Annotated in this window: 17 protein-coding genes and 1 pseudogene; 10 read left to right on the forward strand and 8 right to left on the reverse strand. The window is 60.4% G+C overall.

Features of this window, described 5'->3' with window-relative positions:
* Positions 1–33 precede the first annotated feature (33 nt).
* Positions 34–804, forward strand: coding sequence for a tRNA pseudouridine(38-40) synthase TruA (gene truA, locus K7H22_RS08195; protein WP_230800247.1), 771 nt, complete (start codon positions 34–36; stop codon positions 802–804).
* Positions 805–849: 45 nt separating this feature from the next.
* On the opposite strand, the gene K7H22_RS08200 is transcribed toward truA, so the two are convergent.
* From K7H22_RS08200 to K7H22_RS08230, 7 genes are all read right to left on the reverse strand, one after another.
* Complete coding sequence (locus tag K7H22_RS08200; protein ID WP_230800248.1) at positions 850–1626, reverse strand: LamB/YcsF family protein; 777 nt, start codon at positions 1624–1626, stop codon at positions 850–852.
* Positions 1627–1629: 3 nt separating this feature from the next.
* Entirely contained in the window at positions 1630–2655 is a 1026-nt protein-coding gene (locus K7H22_RS08205) for a biotin-dependent carboxyltransferase family protein (RefSeq protein ID WP_230800249.1), read from the reverse strand.
* Positions 2652–3410: a 5-oxoprolinase subunit B family protein gene (locus K7H22_RS08210; protein WP_230800250.1), complete on the reverse strand. Its 759-nt coding sequence runs from the start codon at positions 3408–3410 to the stop codon at positions 2652–2654. The genes K7H22_RS08205 and K7H22_RS08210 overlap by 4 nt, the downstream gene beginning before the upstream one ends.
* A gap of 4 nt (positions 3411–3414) precedes the next feature.
* Complete coding sequence (locus tag K7H22_RS08215) at positions 3415–4347, reverse strand: hypothetical protein (RefSeq protein WP_230800277.1); 933 nt, start codon at positions 4345–4347, stop codon at positions 3415–3417.
* 2 nt (positions 4348–4349) lie between these two features.
* Positions 4350–5663 (reverse strand): TRAP transporter large permease, encoded by a 1314-nt coding sequence (locus tag K7H22_RS08220; RefSeq protein WP_230800251.1) that lies wholly within the window; start codon positions 5661–5663, stop codon positions 4350–4352.
* A gap of 5 nt (positions 5664–5668) precedes the next feature.
* Positions 5669–6202, reverse strand: coding sequence for a TRAP transporter small permease (locus K7H22_RS08225; protein WP_230800252.1), 534 nt, complete (start codon positions 6200–6202; stop codon positions 5669–5671).
* A 78-nt stretch (positions 6203–6280) separates the two neighbouring features.
* Positions 6281–7258, reverse strand: coding sequence for a TRAP transporter substrate-binding protein (locus K7H22_RS08230; protein ID WP_230800253.1), 978 nt, complete (start codon positions 7256–7258; stop codon positions 6281–6283).
* A gap of 221 nt (positions 7259–7479) precedes the next feature.
* On the opposite strand from K7H22_RS08230, the gene K7H22_RS08235 reads away from it, so the two are divergent.
* The 8 genes from K7H22_RS08235 (at position 7480) to K7H22_RS08270 (ending at position 17210) form a co-directional block, all read left to right on the forward strand.
* The gene (locus tag K7H22_RS08235) at positions 7480–7998 is read left to right on the forward strand and encodes a winged helix DNA-binding protein (protein WP_230800254.1); all 519 of its coding nucleotides are present in this window, start codon (positions 7480–7482) and stop codon (positions 7996–7998) included.
* Between the two features lie 437 nt (positions 7999–8435).
* Positions 8436–10400 carry an acetate--CoA ligase gene (gene acs / locus K7H22_RS08240; RefSeq protein ID WP_230800255.1) on the forward strand — a complete coding sequence of 655 codons (1965 nt, stop codon included), beginning with the start codon at positions 8436–8438 and terminating at the stop codon, positions 10398–10400.
* A gap of 5 nt (positions 10401–10405) precedes the next feature.
* The gene (locus K7H22_RS08245) at positions 10406–11089 is read left to right on the forward strand and encodes an adenylate kinase (protein WP_230800256.1); all 684 of its coding nucleotides are present in this window, start codon (positions 10406–10408) and stop codon (positions 11087–11089) included.
* A gap of 66 nt (positions 11090–11155) precedes the next feature.
* Positions 11156–11416, forward strand: a complete 261-nt coding sequence (locus K7H22_RS08250) for a DUF4212 domain-containing protein (protein ID WP_230800257.1) — start codon at positions 11156–11158, stop codon at positions 11414–11416.
* A 21-nt stretch (positions 11417–11437) separates the two neighbouring features.
* Positions 11438–13255 carry a sodium:solute symporter family protein gene (locus tag K7H22_RS08255; RefSeq protein WP_230800258.1) on the forward strand — a complete coding sequence of 606 codons (1818 nt, stop codon included), beginning with the start codon at positions 11438–11440 and terminating at the stop codon, positions 13253–13255.
* Positions 13256–13377: 122 nt separating this feature from the next.
* The gene (locus K7H22_RS08260; RefSeq protein ID WP_230800259.1) at positions 13378–15213 is read left to right on the forward strand and encodes a DUF294 nucleotidyltransferase-like domain-containing protein; all 1836 of its coding nucleotides are present in this window, start codon (positions 13378–13380) and stop codon (positions 15211–15213) included.
* Positions 15214–15259: 46 nt separating this feature from the next.
* Positions 15260–15781, forward strand: coding sequence for a hypothetical protein (locus K7H22_RS08265; RefSeq protein ID WP_230800260.1), 522 nt, complete (start codon positions 15260–15262; stop codon positions 15779–15781).
* 4 nt (positions 15782–15785) lie between these two features.
* The gene (locus tag K7H22_RS08270; RefSeq protein WP_230800261.1) at positions 15786–17210 is read left to right on the forward strand and encodes a 3'-5' exonuclease; all 1425 of its coding nucleotides are present in this window, start codon (positions 15786–15788) and stop codon (positions 17208–17210) included.
* Between the two features lie 71 nt (positions 17211–17281).
* Here K7H22_RS08270 and K7H22_RS08275 read toward each other — a convergent pair.
* A pseudogene (locus tag K7H22_RS08275) lies at positions 17282–17410 on the reverse strand (acyl-CoA dehydrogenase family protein); the annotation flags it as partial.
* Positions 17411–17937: 527 nt separating this feature from the next.
* Here K7H22_RS08275 and K7H22_RS08280 point away from each other — a divergent pair.
* Positions 17938–19773 (forward strand): GMC family oxidoreductase, encoded by a 1836-nt coding sequence (locus tag K7H22_RS08280; protein ID WP_230800263.1) that lies wholly within the window; start codon positions 17938–17940, stop codon positions 19771–19773.
* Positions 19774–20173: the final 400 nt, after the last annotated feature.

Raw genomic sequence — 20173 nt, forward strand, 5'->3', positions numbered from 1 at the left:
AGCAGCACCGCGAATTCCTCTATGTCGCGCAACATGCCCAGATATGCCCTCAGGATCGAATACCATGGCGCGCCCTTTGCCGGATGGCAGGCGCAAGCCGACCAGCCTTCGGTACAGGGGGCAATCGAGGATGCGCTGGCCAAGCTTGAACCGCGTGCGCACCGGATTGCCGCTGCGGGGCGCACTGATGCGGGTGTGCATGCGCTGGCACAGGTGGCCCATTGCGATCTGAGTCGGGACTGGGACCCGTTTCGCTTGTCCGAGGCCTTGAATTACCATCTCAAACCGCTGCCTGTGGCGGTTTTGACGGCGGCTGGCGTGGCCGATGACTGGCATGCGCGTTTCTCGGCGCAGGAGCGGCGCTATTTCTTTCGCCTGCTGATGCGCCGCGCGCCTGCGACCCATGATGCGGGGCTGGTCTGGCAAGTGCCGCGCATGCTTGATGTTCACGCCATGCGCGAAGCGGCTGCCCATCTGGTCGGCTTGCACGATTTCACGACGTTTCGCAGCACGATGTGCCAGTCGGCCAGTCCGGTGAAGTCGCTGGATGCGATCTCGATTGATGCGGTCGAGGGGCTGTCGGGGCCAGAACTGCATTTCCGCCTGCGGGCGCGGTCTTTCCTGCATAATCAGGTGCGCAGTATTGTAGGCACGCTTGAACGTGTTGGATCGGGCGCTTGGACATCGGGCGATGTGCAGCACGCCTTGCAGGCGCGCGATCGCGCAGCCTGCGGGCCGGTCTGTCCACCACATGGGCTCTATCTGGCGGGCGTAGGCTATCCCGAGGACCCTTTCGCGGATTGAAACGGCGCAAACTGAGTATTTGAAGCCAGATGAAACAGGTGAGCGTTACACCGGAAATGGGGTGACGGTGACCCCTGCAGATTCAAGCCCTGTTCGCACGGCACGGGCGATATCCACCGCTTCGGGCGTATCTCCATGCAGGCAGATCGTGTCGATCTGCGTAGGGATCTCCTTGCCGCTGGCAGTGACAATGGCGCGGCGCAGCACCATGTCGGTGATCCGTTTGCCGGCAAGATCGGCGTCATGGATCACCGCCCCCGGAATGCTGCGATCCACAAGGGTGGCGTCATCATTATAGGCACGGTCGGCAAAGATCTCGCAGACGTATTTGCAGCCCAGCGCCTGCACGGCCGCCTGCTGTTCGGTGGCCGCAAGCACCATGATCGCAATATCGGGAGCGACGGACAGAGCGGCCTCGTAGAGCGCGGTTGCCAGCGCGAAATCCTCGGCGGCTGTATTGGCCAGCGCGCCGTGCAGTTTGAGGTGACGGACCTGCCCGCCCGCCGCACGCGCCATCGCTTGCGCCGCTCCGATCTGATAGCGGATCTGGTTCTGCAATGTGGCATGCGGCACCTGCATCCTGTGGCGGCCGAACCCTTGCAGATCGGCGTAGCCGGGATGCGCGCCGATCCCTACATTCTTCTTCACGGCCAGCCGCATCGTTTTCATCATCACATCGGGATCGCCGGCGTGAAACCCGCAAGCGATATTGGCCGACGTCACGATGTCCAGCAGCGCGGCGTCATCGCCCATGCGCCACGGGCCAAAGCTTTCGCCCATATCGGCATTCAGATCGACACGCGGGCTTGTTGGCAGGGTCATGGCTCAGTTTCCTTGTTCTTCGGCTTCATGGCCGGAAATCACGCCGCTGATCAACTGGTAGGACAGAAGATCCTGCATCTGCGTCGGATCGCGTAGCAGCGGGCGGATCGTGGCGGGCAGCTTGTCCAGCGCGGCGACAAAGCGACGCTGTGCCTCGACCGCATCGGACAGGTCGATCACCTCGAAGCGCAGCGTGACACCCTGCCCGGCTTGCACCACGCGGGGCAGGTCAGCGGGGATCACGGTGCCGATCCGCGGATAGCCACCCGTGGTCTGGCATTCGGGCAGCAGCACGAAGGGTGTCCCGTCGCCGGTCATCTGGATATCACCGGGCACGATCACCTCGGACAGGATGCTTAACTGGCCGGAGGCGGCGAAGGGATCGCCGTCGAATTCCAGCCGCGCCCCCATACGATTGCCGCGCGCGTCGCGGGCAAATGTCGTGGTCTGAAACCGCTCCAGCATGTCGGGGGCAAACAACTGCGTCTGCATCGAGCGGGTAATGCGGACGGTGCCGCCGGTGAAGCGCGGCTCGGGGTCCAGCGTCATGCCTACCTCAGTTCGGGGATCATCGTCCAAGGGCAGACAGTCCCCCTGCCGCAAGGCTTGCCCGATACCGGCTGCCAGATGGGTGGCGCGCGCGCCAAGCACGGGTTTGGTGGCAATGCCACCACCCAGATGCAGGTAGCCATAGTTGCCACGCATCGCGGCGCCTATTTCAAGCCGCGCGCCCGCTGGCAGGAGATGGCTGGCATTCCACGCCAGCGCCTGCCCGTCGATGCTGGCCTGCATCGGCGCGCCTGTCAGAGCGATGCGTGTCTCCATGGCAACCTCGAAACTGCCACCCATTCCGGCCATTTCAAGCGCAGCATAGTCCGCAGGTTGTCGCAGCAAAGCCGCCCCTTCAGCCAAAGCGACAGGATCGGCTGCGCCGCCCTGTGACAGCCCTTGGCCCAGCAGCCCAGCGCGGCCCTTGTCCTGCACGGTGACCTGCGGACCTGCACGGTGGATGATCAGCGCGCGGTTCATCGGATGACCTCGATCTCGGCGCCGCCTTGACCACTTTTGTCCGTGGTGCGAATATTCTCAAGCGCCTCGGCATCTATGGCCCACAACGAGATTTCATCGCCCGGACGCAGGGCAAAAGGCTCGTCCGATTCGGGACGAAAACAGCGGAAGGCCGTCTGCCCGATATGACGCCAGCCGGTCTGGGTGGGGGCCGAAAAGATGATCAATTGCCGGATCGCCACAACCAGCGCGCCTTCGGGCACGCGTGGAGTCAGGGCTGTCTGCCGCGGAATGTCCCATTCCTTCGGCAGCTGGCCCGTATAGGGCTGCCCCGGCGCGAAACCGATGGTCAGCACGCGCGGGCGTGCGGCGGTCAGGCTGTCGATGGCCGCTTGCGCGGACAGGCCTGCGGCCTTCGCAGCCTCGTCGAATTGCGGAGCAAGGTCGGTGCCGAAAACACAAGGGATCCGAAAATGCCGCCGCCCTTCCGGCAGGGCGGCGCGGGTCCAGTCCTGCGCCTTCAGCAGGTTTTTTACATGTGCGGTCAGGCTGGCGTGATCCAGATGCAACGGGTCGAAACGCAGAAAGGTCGAGGTCAGCGAGGTCGAGACTTCCTCGATCCCGTCAAGCGTATCTGCCTCGATCGCGGCGCGAAAGGCCAGTGCCGCGCGATTTGCAGGCTCGCTCAGGCTGTCGGCAAAGCTGACCAATAGACCAGCGATACCAACGGGGGAAATGCGGGGGAAATCAGGTGTCAGGGTGTCAGTCTGTGTCATGGGATCAATGTGCAGCCTTGGGATCAGGACGCGGAGCATAAAGCCAGCGCATGGCGATAGGGGTCAGGAACATCGGCACCTGATAGACACCGATAAAGATCAGCAAAGGGTCGGTGGTCGCCGCAGGCAGAGCCAACAGGAACAGCGCCACGTTGCGGTTGCCCGCGATGATCGACGGGCCGGTCGGGTCCATCGTAACGCGGTCCCGCAAGATCATATAGCAGACGATTTGCAGACCGAAATTGACGGCGCAAACACCTGCCAGCCATTTCAGCACCAGCACCGGATCGCTGCGCAAGGCAGGGCCGACAGCGGCCATCAACCCGATTACGATGACAAACAACGCAATCGCGTTCAACCCGTCGATCTGGCGCAGATCAGGCGCAGGGATCATACGGCGCAAAGCAAAACCGAGGGCCGAGGCGATGACGATCACCGCAAGCAATCGCCCCGACGCGGCCAGAACATCGGCCATATTGCCCAGCGCCGGTGTCGCCCAGAGGATCGGCATCACCGTCAGCGGAAAGACCGCCATGCCGGTAATCAGCAGACGCAACGCAGGTGCGGGATCGCGGCCCAGCAGCGCAGTAAAGGCCGCCGCCCCCGAGACACCGGGTGCCGTCAGCATGAGCATTACCGCAAGGGCAAAAAGCGTGGCATGCAAATCCAGCGCCCAGAACACCGCCAGCGCCACCAAGGGCATGGCAAGCTGGAACACCGCGATCAAGATCAGGCCCGACCGCGCCTCGCCCAGAGATCCTGCGGCTTGGCGCAAGCCGATACGAAAGGCGGTCAGGAACAGCAAAAGCGCCACCAGATGCGGCAGCCAGGGCCGGATTAGCGCGGCCAGATCCGGCAGGGTCAACCCTGCCAACAGCCCCGCAACCAGCGCCAGCCGCCCGTGGCGGGTGATTGTGGCAAGCAATCCGGACAGCATAGTCAACTGCCCGGCCCTTGGCGGACATTCTCGGGCAGCCATGTGGCGAGTTCAGGCACAAAGATCAGCACGAAGACCATCACGACCATGATCAGGAACATCGGAAAGGCGGCGCGCGCGATATACCCCATCTCGTGATCGGTCATGCCTTGCAGCACGAACAGGTTGAACCCGATGGGCGGCGTGATCTGTGCCATCTCGACCACCACGACGACGAAGATACCGAACCAGATCAGATCAATCCCCGCCTCGCGCACCATCGGCTCGACCACAGCCATAGTCAGCACGACCGAGGAAATCCCGTCAAGGAACATGCCAAGGATGATGTAGAAGACCAAAAGCACCATCAGCAATTCGAACCGCGACAGGTTGAGACTGCCGATCAGGTCAGCAAGACCGCGCGGCAGGCCGGTAAAGCCCATGGCCATCGACAGGAACGCCGCCCCCGCAAGGATCAGCGCGATCATAGCGGATGTGCGAGTGGCGCCCATCAGCGACTGGCTGAAGGTCTGCCACGACAGCGAGCCCTGAATCGCGGCCAGCACCAGCGCGCCGATCACGCCCAGGGCGGCGGCCTCGGTCGCTGTGGCATAACCCAGATACATCGAGCCGATCACGACGCCGATCAAGGCGAAAACGGGGATCAGGAAACGCGAATTGGCCAGCTTGTCACCAAAGCTCTGACGCGGTTCGGGATCGGGTTTCCAGTCGCGCGAGACACGCGACATGATCGCGACATAGGCCGCGAACATGGTTGCAAGCACCAGACCGGGCAGGACGCCCGCGAAAAACAGCTTCGAGATGCTCTCGTTGATAGTCACCCCGTAGACGATCAGCGTCAGCGAGGGCGGGATCATCAGGCCCAGCGTGGCGGCACCTGCGAGCGTGCCGATAATCATACGTTCGGGGTAATTACGCTTGCGCAGTTCGGGGATCGACATTTTTCCTACGGTGGTCAGCGTCGCGGCAGAACTGCCCGACACGGCGGCGAACACGGTGCAGCCCGCAATATTTGTGTGCATCAACCCACCCGGAAGGCGCGCCATCCACGGGGCAAGGCCGCGAAACATATCCTCGGACAACCGCGTCCGAAACAGGATCTCGCCCATCCAGATGAACAGGGGCAAGGCCGTCAGAGTCCATGAGGATGACGCGCGCCAGAGCACTGTCATCATCACATCGCCTACAGGACGGGTGGTAAAGAGCTCCATGCCCACCCAGGCAACGCCCATCAGGGCAAGCCCGACCCAGACGCCAGAGCCCAACAGGACAAACAGGACGAACAAAAACAGGAGGATGATAGACAGGTCTTCCATCGGGACTACTCCGCTGCGCTATGACCGCTTGGGTCACGGGTGACGCGGGATTTTCCGCGGAACAGAAGCGAGATCAGGTTGTCAGTCAGTGCGATGGCCAGAATAGCGGCCCCCAGAACGAGCAGGGATTGCGGCATCCAGAGCGCGGTGCGGTCCTGCCCTTGGCTGACGTCGCCGAATTTCCACGACCAATAGACGAATTTGCGCGCATACCAGACGACATACCACGCGATGGCAGCCCCGATGGCAAAGCACCAAATATCGACGATCCACTTCCCGCGCGGCGGCAAGGCGTTCAGCAGAACTGACACACGGATATGGCTGCCTTTGTTCAGCGCATCGGCAAAGGCCAGAAAGGATGCGGCGGCCATGGCATAGCCTGCATATTCGGGCGCGCCCGGAAACACCTCGCCGGTCCAGCGGGCCAGCATCTGCACGACGATCAGAAACAGGATCGCGATGAGGGCAATTGCAGCAAGGATGCTGCCCGCGCGGTACAAACCGTCGAGAAAAATACGCACTCCGCGAAGAATGGCCATTGGCCCCTCCGTTCTGGTTTTCGGGATTGAGGACGGTTGCCGGGGGGCCGCCAGTTCATGACGCCCCCCCTGCCCCGATCACTTCATGGCGCGGTAGGCTTCGACGATGGCTGCGCCATCCTCTCCTGCGGCTGCCAGCCACTCTTCGGTCATGGTCGCGCCGATTTCCTGCAAACCGGCTTTCAATGCGTCCGAGGCAGGCTCGACCGTCATGCCGCCGTCACGCAGACCTTGCAGCGTAAAGCCGGTATATTCCCGTGCGCGCCAATTGCCCGCATATTCGGCCAGTTCGGCACAGCCGGTGATGATGCCGCGGTTTTCTTCAGACAGGCCATCCCAGACGCCCGAATTCACCATGATGTAGTTGCGCGGCAACCACGCATCGACCTCGTAGAAGTAGTTGAGGCTTTCCCACAGCTTGCTGTCATAGCCAGTCGCTGCGGAAGAGATCATGGAATCCGCGACACCTGTTGCCAGCGCCTGGCTCAGTTCGGCGGCCTCGATCTGCACGGGCAGCATGCCGGTCAACTCGGCCAGACGCGCGGTCGCAGCGTTGTAGGCGCGGAATTTGATACCGCTCATTTCATCTACTGAAGCGATGGGCGCCTTGAAATAGATGCCCTGCGGCGGCCACGGAACGGTATAAAGCAGCGTCAGGTCCTGATCGGCCAGCACCTTTTCCAGTGTCGGCTTGGCTGCTTCCCACAGCTTGGCGGAATCATCGAACGACGTGGCAAGAAAGGGGATGCTGTCGAAACCGAATACCGCATTCTCGTTCTGGTGCGCCGACATCAGACGCTCGCCGATAGGCACCTGCCCTGTCTGGATGGCGCGCTTGATATCATTGCCCGCGATCAACGAACCAGAGGGATGCGTAGCGATGGTGATATCGCCGCCAGTCCCGGTTGTGACGCATTTTCCGAATTCGGCGGCAACCGCCGAATGGAAGTTGGTGGCCGGATAAGCCAGCGGCATATCCCATGTCTCGGCAAAAGCAGGTGATGCAATGGCCGTGGTCAGGGCCGTCGCGGTCAGTAGGTTGGTCAATGTTTTCATGAACTGTCTCCCGGTTGAGGCCCGGCTTTGCGGGCGGTCATGGGCAGGATCTTGCGCCCCATCCCAAATCGTGGCTGCACCAACAAGGTGCAGAGGCGGGTTCATCCGGTCAAGTCACGCTGAAAACCAGCCGGAACCAACCCTGATTCCACTGTCCATAGTGCCTGACTTTCAGAATACGTCAACAAATTGTTGACATTTTATCAGCGTTACTCATTCTCATGCCTATGACATCACGAATTGGCCCCATCGTATCATCCGCGCATTTGGCAGAGGGTTCCTTTGCCGAGATATCCGAACTTGAATTCGGCATGATCATCGCCGGACATGCCTTTAACCGCTGGATGGTGCGGGCGATGGCAGCCACCGGCTTTCCCGACCTGTCTGCGCTGGATGTGCTTGTGCTGCATACCGTGCGCCATCGTGGGCGGGCCAAGAAACTGGCCGATATCTGCCTGGTGCTGAATGTCGAGGATACGCATACCGTCAACTACGCGATCAAGAAGCTGACCAAACACGGGCTGGTCATGGAAGGGCGTCGCGGCAAGGAAAAGACGGTCGAGGCAACAGAAGCCGGACAGGATGCTTGCGCGCGCTACCGCGAAATCCGCGAGGGTCTTCTTCTGAAGCCGGTTCTGGAACTGGGGCTGGAGCCGGAACAGATCAGCAAACTGGCCACGCTTTTGCGGACAATGTCGGGGCAATACGATCAAGCCGCACGGTCAGCCACGGCGTTCTAACCATCGTCAGATCGAATAGCACAGGCCCTGCGACAGCACCAAGATTACAGGTAGAGAATCCCCGAAATCGGACAGCCTGACTGCGCCGAAGAATCAGTGACGCGACGTCATATGCGGATGGAGCCATGCAATCCAAGGGGAATCATCATCGTCGAAAGACATGCCATTTTTGGCATGAAGCAGCATACAACCCATTGCACAACGACAGATTGTTCCGCGCCAAACCCGTAAACTGTATGTAAATTTTCTGTGAAGTCGAAGAAATTTACAGAAATTATCACGTCTTGATAATTTCTTTACTTAATAAACAATAAAAAACAGTATCTTATACAAAAATGGCATCTCTGTGGTAAATTCACGCCCGAGGAGATGACGTCGCGGCCACCCGTTTGGTGCGCGTCACTGGCTTTAGAGCCGAGATGAAGAATGGAGGATCTATGACCAACCAGACCAGCACCGATACCATGTATGCGCCTTCGGCTGACTTTGCCGCCAAAGCCCATGTGACGGCAGACCAATACAAGGCGATGTACGAAGCCTCGATCAATGACCCTGAGGCTTTCTGGGCGGAGCATGGCAAGCGGATCGACTGGATCAAGCCGTTCACCCGCGTCAAGAACACGGATTTCACGCTGGGCAAGGTCGATATCAAATGGTTCGAGGATGGTACGCTGAACGTCAGCGCCAATTGCATCGACCGTCATCTGCCCACGCGGGGCGACCAGACCGCGATCATCTGGGAACCCGATGATCCCAAGGATCAGGCGCTGCACATTACTTACAGTGAATTGCACCGTCGCACCTGCCGGATGGCCAATATCCTCGAGTCGATGGGCGTGCGTAAGGGCGACCGCGTTGTCATCTATCTGCCGATGATCCCGGAAGCCGCTTATGCGATGCTGGCTTGCGCGCGGATCGGTGCCGTTCACTCCATTGTCTTCGCGGGCTTCTCGCCTGACGCACTGGGCGCGCGGATCAACGGTTGCGATGCGAAAGTGGTGATCACCGCCGACTATGCGCCACGTGGTGGACGCGCAACGCCCTTGAAATCCAATACCGATGCGGCGCTGCTACATTGCAAGGACAGCGTCAAATGCCTGATGGTGCGCCGCACCGGCGGGCAGACCACATGGGTGGACGGGCGCGATTACGATTACACCGAAATGGCGATGGAGGCGGATGATTACTGCGCTCCTGCCGAGGTTGGCGCGGAGGACCCGCTTTTCATCCTCTACACCTCAGGTTCAACCGGTCAGCCCAAGGGCGTAGTGCATACATCGGGCGGCTATCTGGCCTATGCCGCGATGACGCATCAATATACGTTTGATTACCATGACGGCGATATCTTCTGGTGCACAGCCGATGTGGGTTGGGTGACCGGTCACAGCTATATCGTCTACGGTCCGCTGGCCAATGGCGCGACGACCCTGATGTTCGAGGGTGTGCCGACCTATCCCGATGCGGGCCGGTTCTGGGCAGTTTGCGAGAAGCACAAGGTCAACCAGTTCTACACCGCCCCCACCGCGATCCGCGCGCTGATGGCGCATGGCACCGAGCCTGTCGAGAAATATGACCTGTCCAGCATCAAGCTGTTGGGCACCGTGGGCGAACCGATTAATCCCGAGGCGTGGAACTGGTATAATGACACCGTCGGCAAGGGCAAATGCCCGATCGTGGATACTTGGTGGCAAACCGAAACCGGAGGGCATCTTCTGACGCCGCTGCCAGGCGCGATCCCGACCAAGCCGGGTTCGGCCACCCTGCCCTTTTTCGGTGTGAAGCCCGTCATCCTTGATCCGCAAACCGGTGAGGAAATCCACACGACGGCCGCCGAGGGTGTTCTTTGCCTCAAGGATAGCTGGCCTGGCCAGATGCGGACGGTTTACGGTGATCACGACCGGTTCGAGAAGACCTATTTCAGCGACTACAAAGGCTACTACTTCTCAGGCGATGGCTGCCGCCGCGATGCGGATGGCTATTATTGGATCACGGGCCGCGTCGATGATGTGATCAACGTCTCCGGCCACCGGATGGGCACGGCCGAGGTCGAAAGCGCGCTGGTGGCTCATGTGAACGTCGCCGAGGCGGCTGTGGTCGGCTATCCGCACAACATCAAAGGACAGGGCATCTATGCCTATGTCACGCTGATGAACGGGATCGAACCGTCCGAGGATCTGCGCAAGGAACTGGTCAAATGGGTCCGCACCGAGATCGGTCCGATCGCCAGCCCCGACCTGATCCAATGGGCACCGGGCCTGCCGAAAACCCGTTCGGGCAAGATCATGCGCCGCATTCTGCGTAAAATCGCCGAAAACGATTTTGGCGCGTTGGGCGACACCTCGACGCTGGCAGATCCTTCGGTTGTCGATCACCTGATCGAAAACCGCATGAACAAGGCTTGAGCAGCATGGGTGCCGACACAATGACACGCCCCGCCGTTCTGATCCTGCTTGGCCCTCCGGGGGCAGGCAAAGGCACGCAGGCACGAATGCTTCAGGACCGTTTCGGACTGGTGCAACTGTCCACCGGCGATCTGTTGCGCGCGGCTGTGGCTACGGGCACCGAGGCGGGTCGCGCGGCGCAATCCGTAATGGCGGCGGGCGGTCTGGTCAGCGACGAGATCGTTCTGGCGATCCTCAAGGACAGGCTGGCCGAACCCGATACCGCGAAAGGCGTGATCCTTGACGGATTCCCGCGCACCAATGTGCAGGCGCAGGCGCTGGACGCGCTGCTGGCGCAAAGCGGGCAGCAGATCAACGCGGCTATCTCGCTCGAGGTGGACGACGCAGAGATGGTAGCGCGTGTAGCTGGCCGCTATACCTGCGGCACCTGTGGCGAGGGCTATCACGACAGCTATAAAGTGCCAGCGATTGCAGACACTTGCGACAAATGCGGTGGCACCGATATGAAGCGGCGTGCCGATGACAACGCGGCCACTGTGGGTCAGCGTCTGGGGGCTTATCACGCGCAGACCGCGCCGCTGATCGCCTATTACGAGGAACAAGGCACTCTGCAACGGATCGACGCCATGGGCGAGATCGGGCAGATCGCCGAAGGGCTGAGCGCGATAGTCCAACGGGCTGTCGCGTAATCGGGAGGGGGAGATGCGGAAAGTCCCGCATCTTTCGGAAAAGTGCAACTAGGGAGGACGCCTTTCATGGCAGACAACTCAAAAGACAATAACGCCTATTGGGCCGCAAACGTGCGGATCATCCTGATAAGCCTTGCGATCTGGGCGACGGTATCGTTCGGGTTCGGCATCATCCTGCGGCCAGCCCTGATGGGTATTTCCGTGGGCGGGGCCGATCTGGGCTTCTGGTTCGCGCAACAAGGCTCGATCCTCGTGTTCCTGGTACTGATCTTTTTCTATGCCTGGCGCATGAACAAGCTCGATGCCGAACACGGCGTCGAAGAATAAGAGATAGGGACAGGGAAACCAATGGATCAGTATACTCTTAACCTGCTGGTGGTGGGCGCGTCCTTTGCGCTCTATATCGGCATCGCGATCTGGGCCCGTGCGGGCTCGACCGCCGAGTTCTATGCCGCCGGTCAGGGCGTTCCGCCCGTGATGAACGGCATGGCCACCGCTGCGGACTGGATGTCGGCGGCTTCTTTCATCTCGATGGCGGGCATCATCGCGCTGGCACCTGCGGGCGGCTACGCGCAATCGTCCTTCCTGATGGGCTGGACAGGCGGCTATGTGCTTCTGGCGCTGCTGCTAGCACCATACCTGCGAAAATTCGGCAAATTCACCGTGCCGGAATTCGTCGGCGACCGCTTCTATTCCAAGGGCGCACGTCTTGTGGCTGTGATCTGTCTGATCGTGATCTCGGTCACCTACGTGATCGGCCAGATGCGCGGTGTGGGTGTGACTTTCGCGCGCTTTCTGGAAGTCTCGACCGATACAGGCCTGTATATCGGTGCCTCGATCGTCTTCATCTATGCGGTTTTCGGCGGGATGAAGGGCATCACCTATACGCAGGTTGCCCAGTATTGCGTTCTGATCATAGCCTACACCATTCCGGCGATCTTCATCTCGCTCCAGATCACCGGCAACTTCTTCCCGCAGCTGGGGCTGCTGGGTGGTTACGCTCCGGCGGGCGGTGATATCGCGTTCCTGAGCAAGCTTGATCAGGTCGTGACCGAACTTGGTTTCACGCAATACACCTCGCACACGACATCGACCCTGAACATGGTGTTCTTCACCATGTCACTGATGATCGGTACTGCCGGTCTGCCACACGTCATCATCCGCTTCTTCACTGTGCCGCGGGTGGCTGATGCACGCTGGTCCGCTGGTTGGGCCCTTGTCTTCATCGCCCTGCTCTACACCGTGGCACCTGCCGTGGGTTCGATGGCGCGCATGAACATCTCGACCACCTTCTGGCCAAACGCCGTCACAGGCGAAGCGCTGGCAGGCGATCCGATCTCGCTGGAGGCGATCAATACCGATCCCGAACTCAGCTGGATCAACACATGGAAGAACACCGGTCTGCTGGCCTTTGAAGACAAGAACGGCGACGGTTTCATCCAGTACTACAACGAAAACAATCCCCGCATGCAGGAGATCGCGGCAGAACGTGGCTGGACCGGCAACGAACTGACCAAGATCGACAACGACATGATGGTTCTGGCCAACCCTGAGATTGCAAAGCTCCCGGGCTGGGTGATCGCTCTGGTGGCTGCTGGCGGTCTGGCTGCGGCGCTGTCCACGGCGGCGGGTCTGCTGCTAGCGATTTCGTCTGCTGTCTCGCATGACCTGATCAAGGGTTCGATCAATCCGAACATCAGCGAAAAAGGCGAGTTGATGGCTGCGCGTGTCTCGATGGGCTTTGCCATTGTGTTGGCAACATGGCTGGGCCTCAACCCTCCTGGCTTTGCGGCTCAGGTGGTGGCGCTGGCCTTCGGTCTGGCGGCAGCGACAATCTTCCCTGTGCTGATGATGGGCATCTTCTCGAAGCGCATCAACAAGGAAGGCGCGATCATGGGGATGCTGGTTGGTCTGTTCTCGACCGCCATCTACATCTTCCTGTTCCTGGGCTGGTTCTTCATCCCCGGCACCAACACGCTGGAGAACGTGCCTGCAAACTGGCTGTTCGGAATCTCGCCTGCCTCGTTCGGCACCGTCGGCGCGCTCCTGAACTTCGGCACCGCCTATATCGTATCGGCGCTGACCAAAGAGCCACCGCGCGAGATCCAGGAACTGGTGGAATCCATCCGCGTGCCCAAAGGCGCGGGTGCGGCCACAGGTCACTAACCCCTTCGGAGCGGGCGGTTCGAAAGAACCGCCCCTTCTGCTTTTTCAGATGTTCCCGTGCCCTACCCTGCGCTAGACAGTTGTCACCAGAGGCTAGAGGGACATTCCCAAGGATCGGTTTGATGCCACGTTCTGCTGACGACCTGCGCCGTTTTCTCGGCACCATTCATCCCTATGACAGTTTTGCCGACGCCGACCTGACCCGCATCGCGGATCAGTTTCGCCGCCTGCCGGTCAAGAAAGACGATGTGATCTACAGCTATGGCGAGGCCTGCGAAGGTCTATATGTCATCCATGAAGGCGAGGTCGAAATCACCTCGGACAGTGGCGAGATTGTCTCGCACTTGAGTGCCCGAAATTCCTTTGGTGAACGCGGGCTGATGCGCGACGGCGTGACCGGAACCAATGCCCGCGCTCTCATTGATGGCGAACTGCTGCTATTGCCCACCGATGATTTCAACGATCTGATCGCAGGCAACGAGGGCGTGCGCCGCTTTTTCGCACGCAGCCGCGCGCGCGAGGCGGCTGATGCCGCCCGTCCTGTCGCCTTGACCGAAATGCGCGTTGACCGGCTGATGGCATCCGATCCGATCACCTGCACCACGCAGACCTCGATTTTTGATGCGGCGCGCCTGATGCGGTCGCACCGGATTTCCGCGCTTGGCATCACCGATAGTGACCGTCTGGCCGGCATCGTCACCTTGCATGACATCAACAACCGTGTGGTCGCCGAAGGCTTGGACATCTCGCGCCCCGTGCACGAGATCATGACCGCCAACCCCGAAACACTGCCTCCTTCGGCCATCGGCTCGGATGTGCTGCATATGATGATGGAACGCCGTTTCGGGCATGTTCCTGTCGTGGATCAGGGCAAGCTGGTCGGGATCGTGACCCAAACCAACCTGACCCGCTTTCAGGCCACGAATACTGCCTCGCTTGTACGCGATGTCGCGCGCGCCAGCGGCCCTGCCGATCTGGGCGCGGTAACAGCCCATATCCCACGCCTTCTGGTACAACTGGTCGGTGCGGGCAACCGTCACGAGACCGTCACCCGCCTGATCACCGACATCGCCGATGCCGCGACACGGCGTCTGCTGGCGCTGGCCGAAGACAGCCTTGGCCCGCCGCCTGTGCCCTATCTTTGGCTGGCCTGCGGATCGCAGGGGCGACAGGAACAGACCGGCGTATCGGATCAGGACAACTGCCTGATGCTGGACGATGCCGTGACCGAGGCGGATATGCCCTATTTCGCGAAACTGGCGAAATTCGTCAGCGACGGGCTGGACGGGGCGGGCTATTTCTATTGCCCTGGCGATATGATGGCGACCAATCCGCGCTGGTGCCAGCCGGTGAGCGTCTGGCGCGGCTATTTCCGCCGCTGGATCGAAGCCCCGAACCCCGAAGCGCAGATGCTGGCTTCGGTCATGTTCGACCTGCGCCCCATCGGCGGGACGCGCACGCTATTTGACGATCTGCAACGCGAAACACTCGAACTTGCGGCGCGCAACTCGATCTTCGTGGCGCATATGGTGTCGAACTCGCTGAAACATATCCCGCCCTTGGGCTTGCTTCGCGGCTTTGCCACGGTCCGCAGCGGCGAGCACAAGAACCACATCGACATGAAGCTGAACGGCGTCGTGCCTGTCGTCGATCTGGGACGGATTTATGCGCTGCGCGGCCAGCTTGAGATGGTCAATACACGGGCGCGGCTTGAAGCGGCCCATAGCGGCGGACTGATCAGCCAGAGCGGCGGGCGCGACCTGCTGGACGCCTATGACCTGATCGCCCAAACCCGTCTGGAACATCAGGCGACGCTGATCCGCGCGGGCGGCAAGCCTGACAATTTCATGGCACCCAATGTTCTGTCCGAATTCGAGCGTAGCCATCTGCGCGACGCCTTTGTTGTCGTTCGTACAATGCAATCCGCCGCGACCCAAGGACGGGGCGTGATCGGCTGACCCCGCAGTTCCGGGTTTTCCCGCATGCGGGAGGAGGAGAGAAAGAATGTATGTTGATATAATCACGATCATTGCCGCCGGTTTTGCTGCGGCGGGGATTGTGATGATCCTGAACCGGCTGATCGGCGGCCGTTTGCCGCGCTGGGCCATTCCGGCCGGGGCGGGCGCGGGTATGATCCTGATGAGCCTGACCAACGAGTATCGCTGGTATCCGCGCACGCTTGAACTGCTGCCTGCCGGTTTCGAGGTCATCTCGACCGCCGATCACAGTGCGGCCTATAGCCCCTGGACCTATGTCGTGCCCTATGTCGACCGTTTTGTCGCCGTTGATCTGGACGGTGTGCAGCGTAACGAGGGCCAGCCCGATCTGCGGCTGAGCCGCGTGATCTTTTTCACCCGCTGGGAACCCGTCCGTGTTCTGCCCGTGGTCTTTGACTGCGCGCAAGGCCGCAGCGCCTTGCTGGATGCCGAAAAGGTCTTCAACGATGACGGGACAGTCCGCGTCGCGCGTTGGGACCAGACCGGACAGAACGACCCTGCCACAGCCCTTGTCTGCAAGGAGGCATAAGCCCGTGTTTGACCGCCTCAAACCTCGTCAACGTACTTTGGCTTTTTTCGGGCTGCTGGCCGTGGGGTCCATCGGGGCCGTGGTCGGATCGCTGGTGCTTGCCGATTCACGGCTGGATATGGAAGAGGCGCGACCGGCTTTTGTGTCGGCGGGGTTGATGGCCAGCTTTGCGATACTGGGCCTGTGCGCCCTGATGTGGCTGATCTTTGACGAGATGGTTGCCCGCCCGATTGAAAGGCTGACAGCAGCCATGCATGCCCGCGCCGCCACCGACATGCGGGGCGGGATAGACACTGCCGTCGCGCGTCATCTGGGCGAGCTGACATCGGCCGCATCTGCACTGACCTCGCGGCTGGGACAGGCCAAATCCGACGCCGACGCCGATATCGCGCGCCACACCAAGCGCCTGATGGCGGAACGTGAACAGTTGACACGCATCCTGTCGGCTATCCCCGCTGCCGTTGTCATGGTGGGTCCCGATCACCGGATCTCGCTCTATGACGGTCATGCAGCGGCGATGCTGGACAACCAGCACCATCTTGGTTTGGGACAGCGCATTTTTGACTATTTCGACAAAACCTATCTGCTTGCGGCACTGGCAAACCTGTCGGACACGGGGCGCAGCACGCTGGACCAGCAACTTGTCACGGCGGACGGGGCGCAACTGTTCGATGTGACCTTGCATGATCTCGGGGCAGATCAGGGCTATATGCTCAGCTTTCCGGTCCCGCGGGAAACGACACCGGCGCGACCCGTGGTCTATGATTTCGAACTGAATACGCGCGTGCAGTCCGACAACATCCTGAACGTGGCCCTGCGCGATCTGACCTATGTGGTCTTTGACACCGAAACGACGGGGCTTCTGCCCGACAAGGACGAGGTCGTACAGATCGGTGCGCTGCGCGTGGTCAATTGCCAGCAGGCGGCGGGCGAGGTGCTGGATCAACTCGTCAATCCCGGCCGCCCGATCCCCGCGCGCGCGACCGCCGTGCATGGCGTGACGGATGCGATGGTCACGGATGCACCGGATATGGCTGTGGCCGGTCGGCGCTTTCACAGCTTTGCCCGTGATGCCGTCCTGGTGGCGCATAACGCACCTTTCGATATGGCCTTCTTCCACCGCCATGCCACATCCATCGGGGTCGCCTTCGACAATCCGGTGCTGGATACCGTGCTGTTGTCGGCAGTGCTTTTCGGCGGCACCGAAGGCCATACGCTGGACGAAATCGTGCAGCGGCTGGAAGTCGACCTGCCCGACGAGGTGCGCCACACCGCATTGGGTGACGCCATCGCCACGCGCGATGTATTTCTGCGGATGATCCCGATGCTCGAGGCGCAGGGACTGGTCACTTTCGGCGATGTTTTGACCGAGATGCGCAAACACAAACGGCTTCTGCCAGACCTGAACGGCGGTCTGAACAAAAGCTGACTCACGCCGCGCGCCCTCATCTTGCCGAAAATGCTCTTAGCATTATTCGCCACTCTTGCGGCGCTTGTGGCTTACAGCCGCTTTGCGATCTCCTCCAGCATTTTCTCGGTCGCTCCGCACCTGATCGCCTGCACGCGGACGTCGCGCACCGTGCCTTCGATCTGGGTGCCTGCCATGTAGCCGGAACCGCCGTGGAACTGCCTGCAGTCATTACATCACCTTGATGATCAGATCGCCGCAAAGCGGCGTAATTGCCGACACGTCGCGCATACTTCCGTCACCAGCATCCATCGCCAAGGTTTGGGAAGATCTATTGGCTCACGTTTGTCCGCTTACGTCGCGAAAGCAAAGCGTGAGAAAGCACAACTCAACGACGTTTATCGTTTGGGAATGGATCAAAAAGGACCGTCATGCCGGAAGGCCATGGTAACAAAGACAACTAAAAAGAACGGTCACAAACAGACGTACCAGAAAAACCGCCATCATCACAGGCGGCGCTGGGGGGATAGGGAAAGCCTGTGCGATGCAGCTAGCCGAAGAAGCTGCGCGCTCATCGGTGCGACAAGTACAGAGCGCGTCCCTTGCAAGATCGTGATCGGGACCTTTTGTGAAAATCCTTGATCCAAAATCCGCAGCTGCGCAACTTAGGCTGGGAAGCGTTCCATTTCGGGATGTTCCTAAACAAAAGCTGTGTTGAGCAGAGGTTCTTCAGGGAGGAGAAACAAGAATGACAGACGTTTATGACTTTATTATCGTTGGAGGAGGGTCAGCCGGCGCTGTAATTGCCGCCAGGCTGAGCGAGGACCCGAATTGCAGTGTCGCCCTCGTCGAAGCGGGAGGAAAACCTCCGGCACATGCCTCGATGCCGGCGGCGGTGGCCAGCCTGCAACTGGACCCGTCGGTCGACTGGATGTATACCGCCGATCCCGGCAATGCAGGGCTTGGTCTGGTTGGCAATGTGATGGCTGTGCCGCGCGGCAAGATGTTGGGAGGCTCTTCCGCACTGAATTACATGGCTTATGTCAGAGGCCATCCCGGCGATTTCGACGCTTGGGCCGCCGGTGGCGCCACGGGTTGGAGCTTTGAAGACGTACTGCCCTACTTCATCAAAAGCGAGGATCTGGCCCCCAGCAACGAAATTGTGGTGGACAGGTCGGCACATGGAACGGGAGGGCCGCTTGGCGTCTCTGTCCGCTCTCCGGTTATTCCCGCATCCCGCGATTTTGTTGCGGCGGCTGGCAATAGCGGCATTGCCAACGGGGACTATAACGGGCGCGACCGAGGCGGACCGGCAGGCGTGGCCTCGCTGTTCCAGACCACAACCCGCAAGGGCATGCGGTCCAGCACCTATCACGCCTTTCTCGAGGGAGCAGCCGAGGCACGCGACAACCTGACGATCATCACCCATGCACATGTCACACGCATTGTCTTGTCGGATGACGCGGATGATCTGAGTGCTACAGGGATAGAGTATCGCGATGCCGCGGGCGCGTCGCATGTGATCCATGCGGCGCGCGAGGTCATCCTAAGCGCAGGTGCTGTCGGTTCGCCGCAGATCCTGATGCTGTCAGGCATCGGTCCACGCCGCGAGATAGAGGCCGTTGACTTGCAATGCCGCCATGACCTGCCCGCCGTCGGCAAGAACCTCAAGGACCACCTGCACTGCGCGTTGTTCTTTCCAGCGCCCGGTATTGGCGTACCGATTGCCGAGGTCGGCGTATCGGCAGGGCCTGATGCGCTGCGCGCACCGGCTGGTCCTTTGCCGGCTGATCCCGCCGATGACGTCAATTTACCCCCGGAACTGGCTGGTCTCAAGGCCGAGGCCGAGCGGCGACTGGGCCAATGGGCCGAGACAGGCGAGAGCCTTGTGTCATCGTCGCTTTACGATGCGGTGGCCTTCTTCTCGACGGGGCTGGGCGATCTACACAGCCATGACGCCCAGATCGGATATGTCCCTTGCGGCTATGATGCTGGCCTGCTCAGGGACCGTCTTCGGATCGACATCTCCACGTTCTTCGAGGACCCGGACAAGATTCTGGCGGCCGATCAGGAAAACATGATCCTGCTGGCAAATCCTGTCCTGCCTCACAGCACGGGCGAGATCGTTCTGGCCAGTGCGGACCCTGCTGATAATCCGATCATCCGGATGAACTATTTCACCGATCCGCATGATCTCAAGGTGATGGTTGCCGTGATGAGAAAAGCACTGGAGATCGTGGACAACTGGCCCGGAGAGAAAAAACCCGGTCCGTTGAACGTGCCGCCCGCACTGGCGCGCAAACATGGCTATGTGCAAGGCGAAAGACCAAGCGACGCGCTACTGGAGAATATGGCGCTGCATTATTCGACAACGGTCTATCATCTGGTCTCGACCTGCCGGATGGGTGATGTGGTCGATACCGAACTCTGCGTCAAAGGGGTCGGGAAGCTGCGTGTGGCAGATGCCAGCGTCATGCCCGACATTATCAGCGGAAACACCAATGCGGCATCCATCATGATCGGGGAAAAGGCCGCAGACATCATCGCTGCGCAACACGCCCTGCACCGCAAATCCGCCGCCTGAAGGCTGCCGAAAACAACTGCTTGCGCTGAAGGCCGGAACGGTCAGCGGCGCAGGCAAAGCGTGTCCCGAACGACCCAAGGTCGTGGCCGTCGCTCAAAAGCCGCCTTTTCTGGCTTTGCGGCTATGATGGTTCACAAAAAGCCCCCCGCTCTTGGACATGAACACAACAGGAAAGATATCAAGCCTTTTACAGATACGAAATGCTTAATTCCTACCACAAATCTATCTGAATAAGTGGTGCCCGGGGGCTGTTGGGTCATCTTGAATCGCTCCGGGTTTACCGGAGAGTTTCTGGTTCAATGATTACGCTGCTTTTTCATCAACGTTCAAGTTTGCGTAGAATGCCTCCTCTGCTTCGTTCGGTGTGATGTATCCGATGGCGCTGTGCAGGCGCGTCTTG

The sequence above is a fragment of the Seohaeicola saemankumensis genome (assembly GCF_021021435.1).
Lineage (GTDB): Bacteria > Pseudomonadota > Alphaproteobacteria > Rhodobacterales > Rhodobacteraceae > Seohaeicola.

Excerpts from the sequence above, each read along its gene's own strand:
- K7H22_RS08235 (WP_230800254.1), top strand. The coding sequence starts at position 7,480 with ATGCCTATGACATCACGAATTGGCCCCATCGTATCATCCGCGCATTTG.
- K7H22_RS08215 (WP_230800277.1), bottom strand. The coding sequence starts at position 4,347 with ATGCTGTCCGGATTGCTTGCCACAATCACCCGCCACGGGCGGCTGGCG.
- K7H22_RS08250 (WP_230800257.1), top strand. The coding sequence starts at position 11,156 with ATGGCAGACAACTCAAAAGACAATAACGCCTATTGGGCCGCAAACGTG.
- K7H22_RS08255 (WP_230800258.1), top strand. The coding sequence starts at position 11,438 with ATGGATCAGTATACTCTTAACCTGCTGGTGGTGGGCGCGTCCTTTGCG.
- K7H22_RS08225 (WP_230800252.1), bottom strand. The coding sequence starts at position 6,202 with ATGGCCATTCTTCGCGGAGTGCGTATTTTTCTCGACGGTTTGTACCGC.
- K7H22_RS08265 (WP_230800260.1), top strand. The coding sequence starts at position 15,260 with ATGTATGTTGATATAATCACGATCATTGCCGCCGGTTTTGCTGCGGCG.
- K7H22_RS08220 (WP_230800251.1), bottom strand. The coding sequence starts at position 5,663 with ATGGAAGACCTGTCTATCATCCTCCTGTTTTTGTTCGTCCTGTTTGTC.
- K7H22_RS08200 (WP_230800248.1), bottom strand. The coding sequence starts at position 1,626 with ATGACCCTGCCAACAAGCCCGCGTGTCGATCTGAATGCCGATATGGGC.
- acs (WP_230800255.1), top strand. The coding sequence starts at position 8,436 with ATGACCAACCAGACCAGCACCGATACCATGTATGCGCCTTCGGCTGAC.
- K7H22_RS08210 (WP_230800250.1), bottom strand. The coding sequence starts at position 3,410 with ATGACACAGACTGACACCCTGACACCTGATTTCCCCCGCATTTCCCCC.
- K7H22_RS08205 (WP_230800249.1), bottom strand. The coding sequence starts at position 2,655 with ATGAACCGCGCGCTGATCATCCACCGTGCAGGTCCGCAGGTCACCGTG.
- truA (WP_230800247.1), top strand. The coding sequence starts at position 34 with ATGCCCAGATATGCCCTCAGGATCGAATACCATGGCGCGCCCTTTGCC.
- K7H22_RS08245 (WP_230800256.1), top strand. The coding sequence starts at position 10,406 with ATGGGTGCCGACACAATGACACGCCCCGCCGTTCTGATCCTGCTTGGC.
- K7H22_RS08230 (WP_230800253.1), bottom strand. The coding sequence starts at position 7,258 with ATGAAAACATTGACCAACCTACTGACCGCGACGGCCCTGACCACGGCC.
- K7H22_RS08280 (WP_230800263.1), top strand. The coding sequence starts at position 17,938 with ATGACAGACGTTTATGACTTTATTATCGTTGGAGGAGGGTCAGCCGGC.
- K7H22_RS08260 (WP_230800259.1), top strand. The coding sequence starts at position 13,378 with ATGCCACGTTCTGCTGACGACCTGCGCCGTTTTCTCGGCACCATTCAT.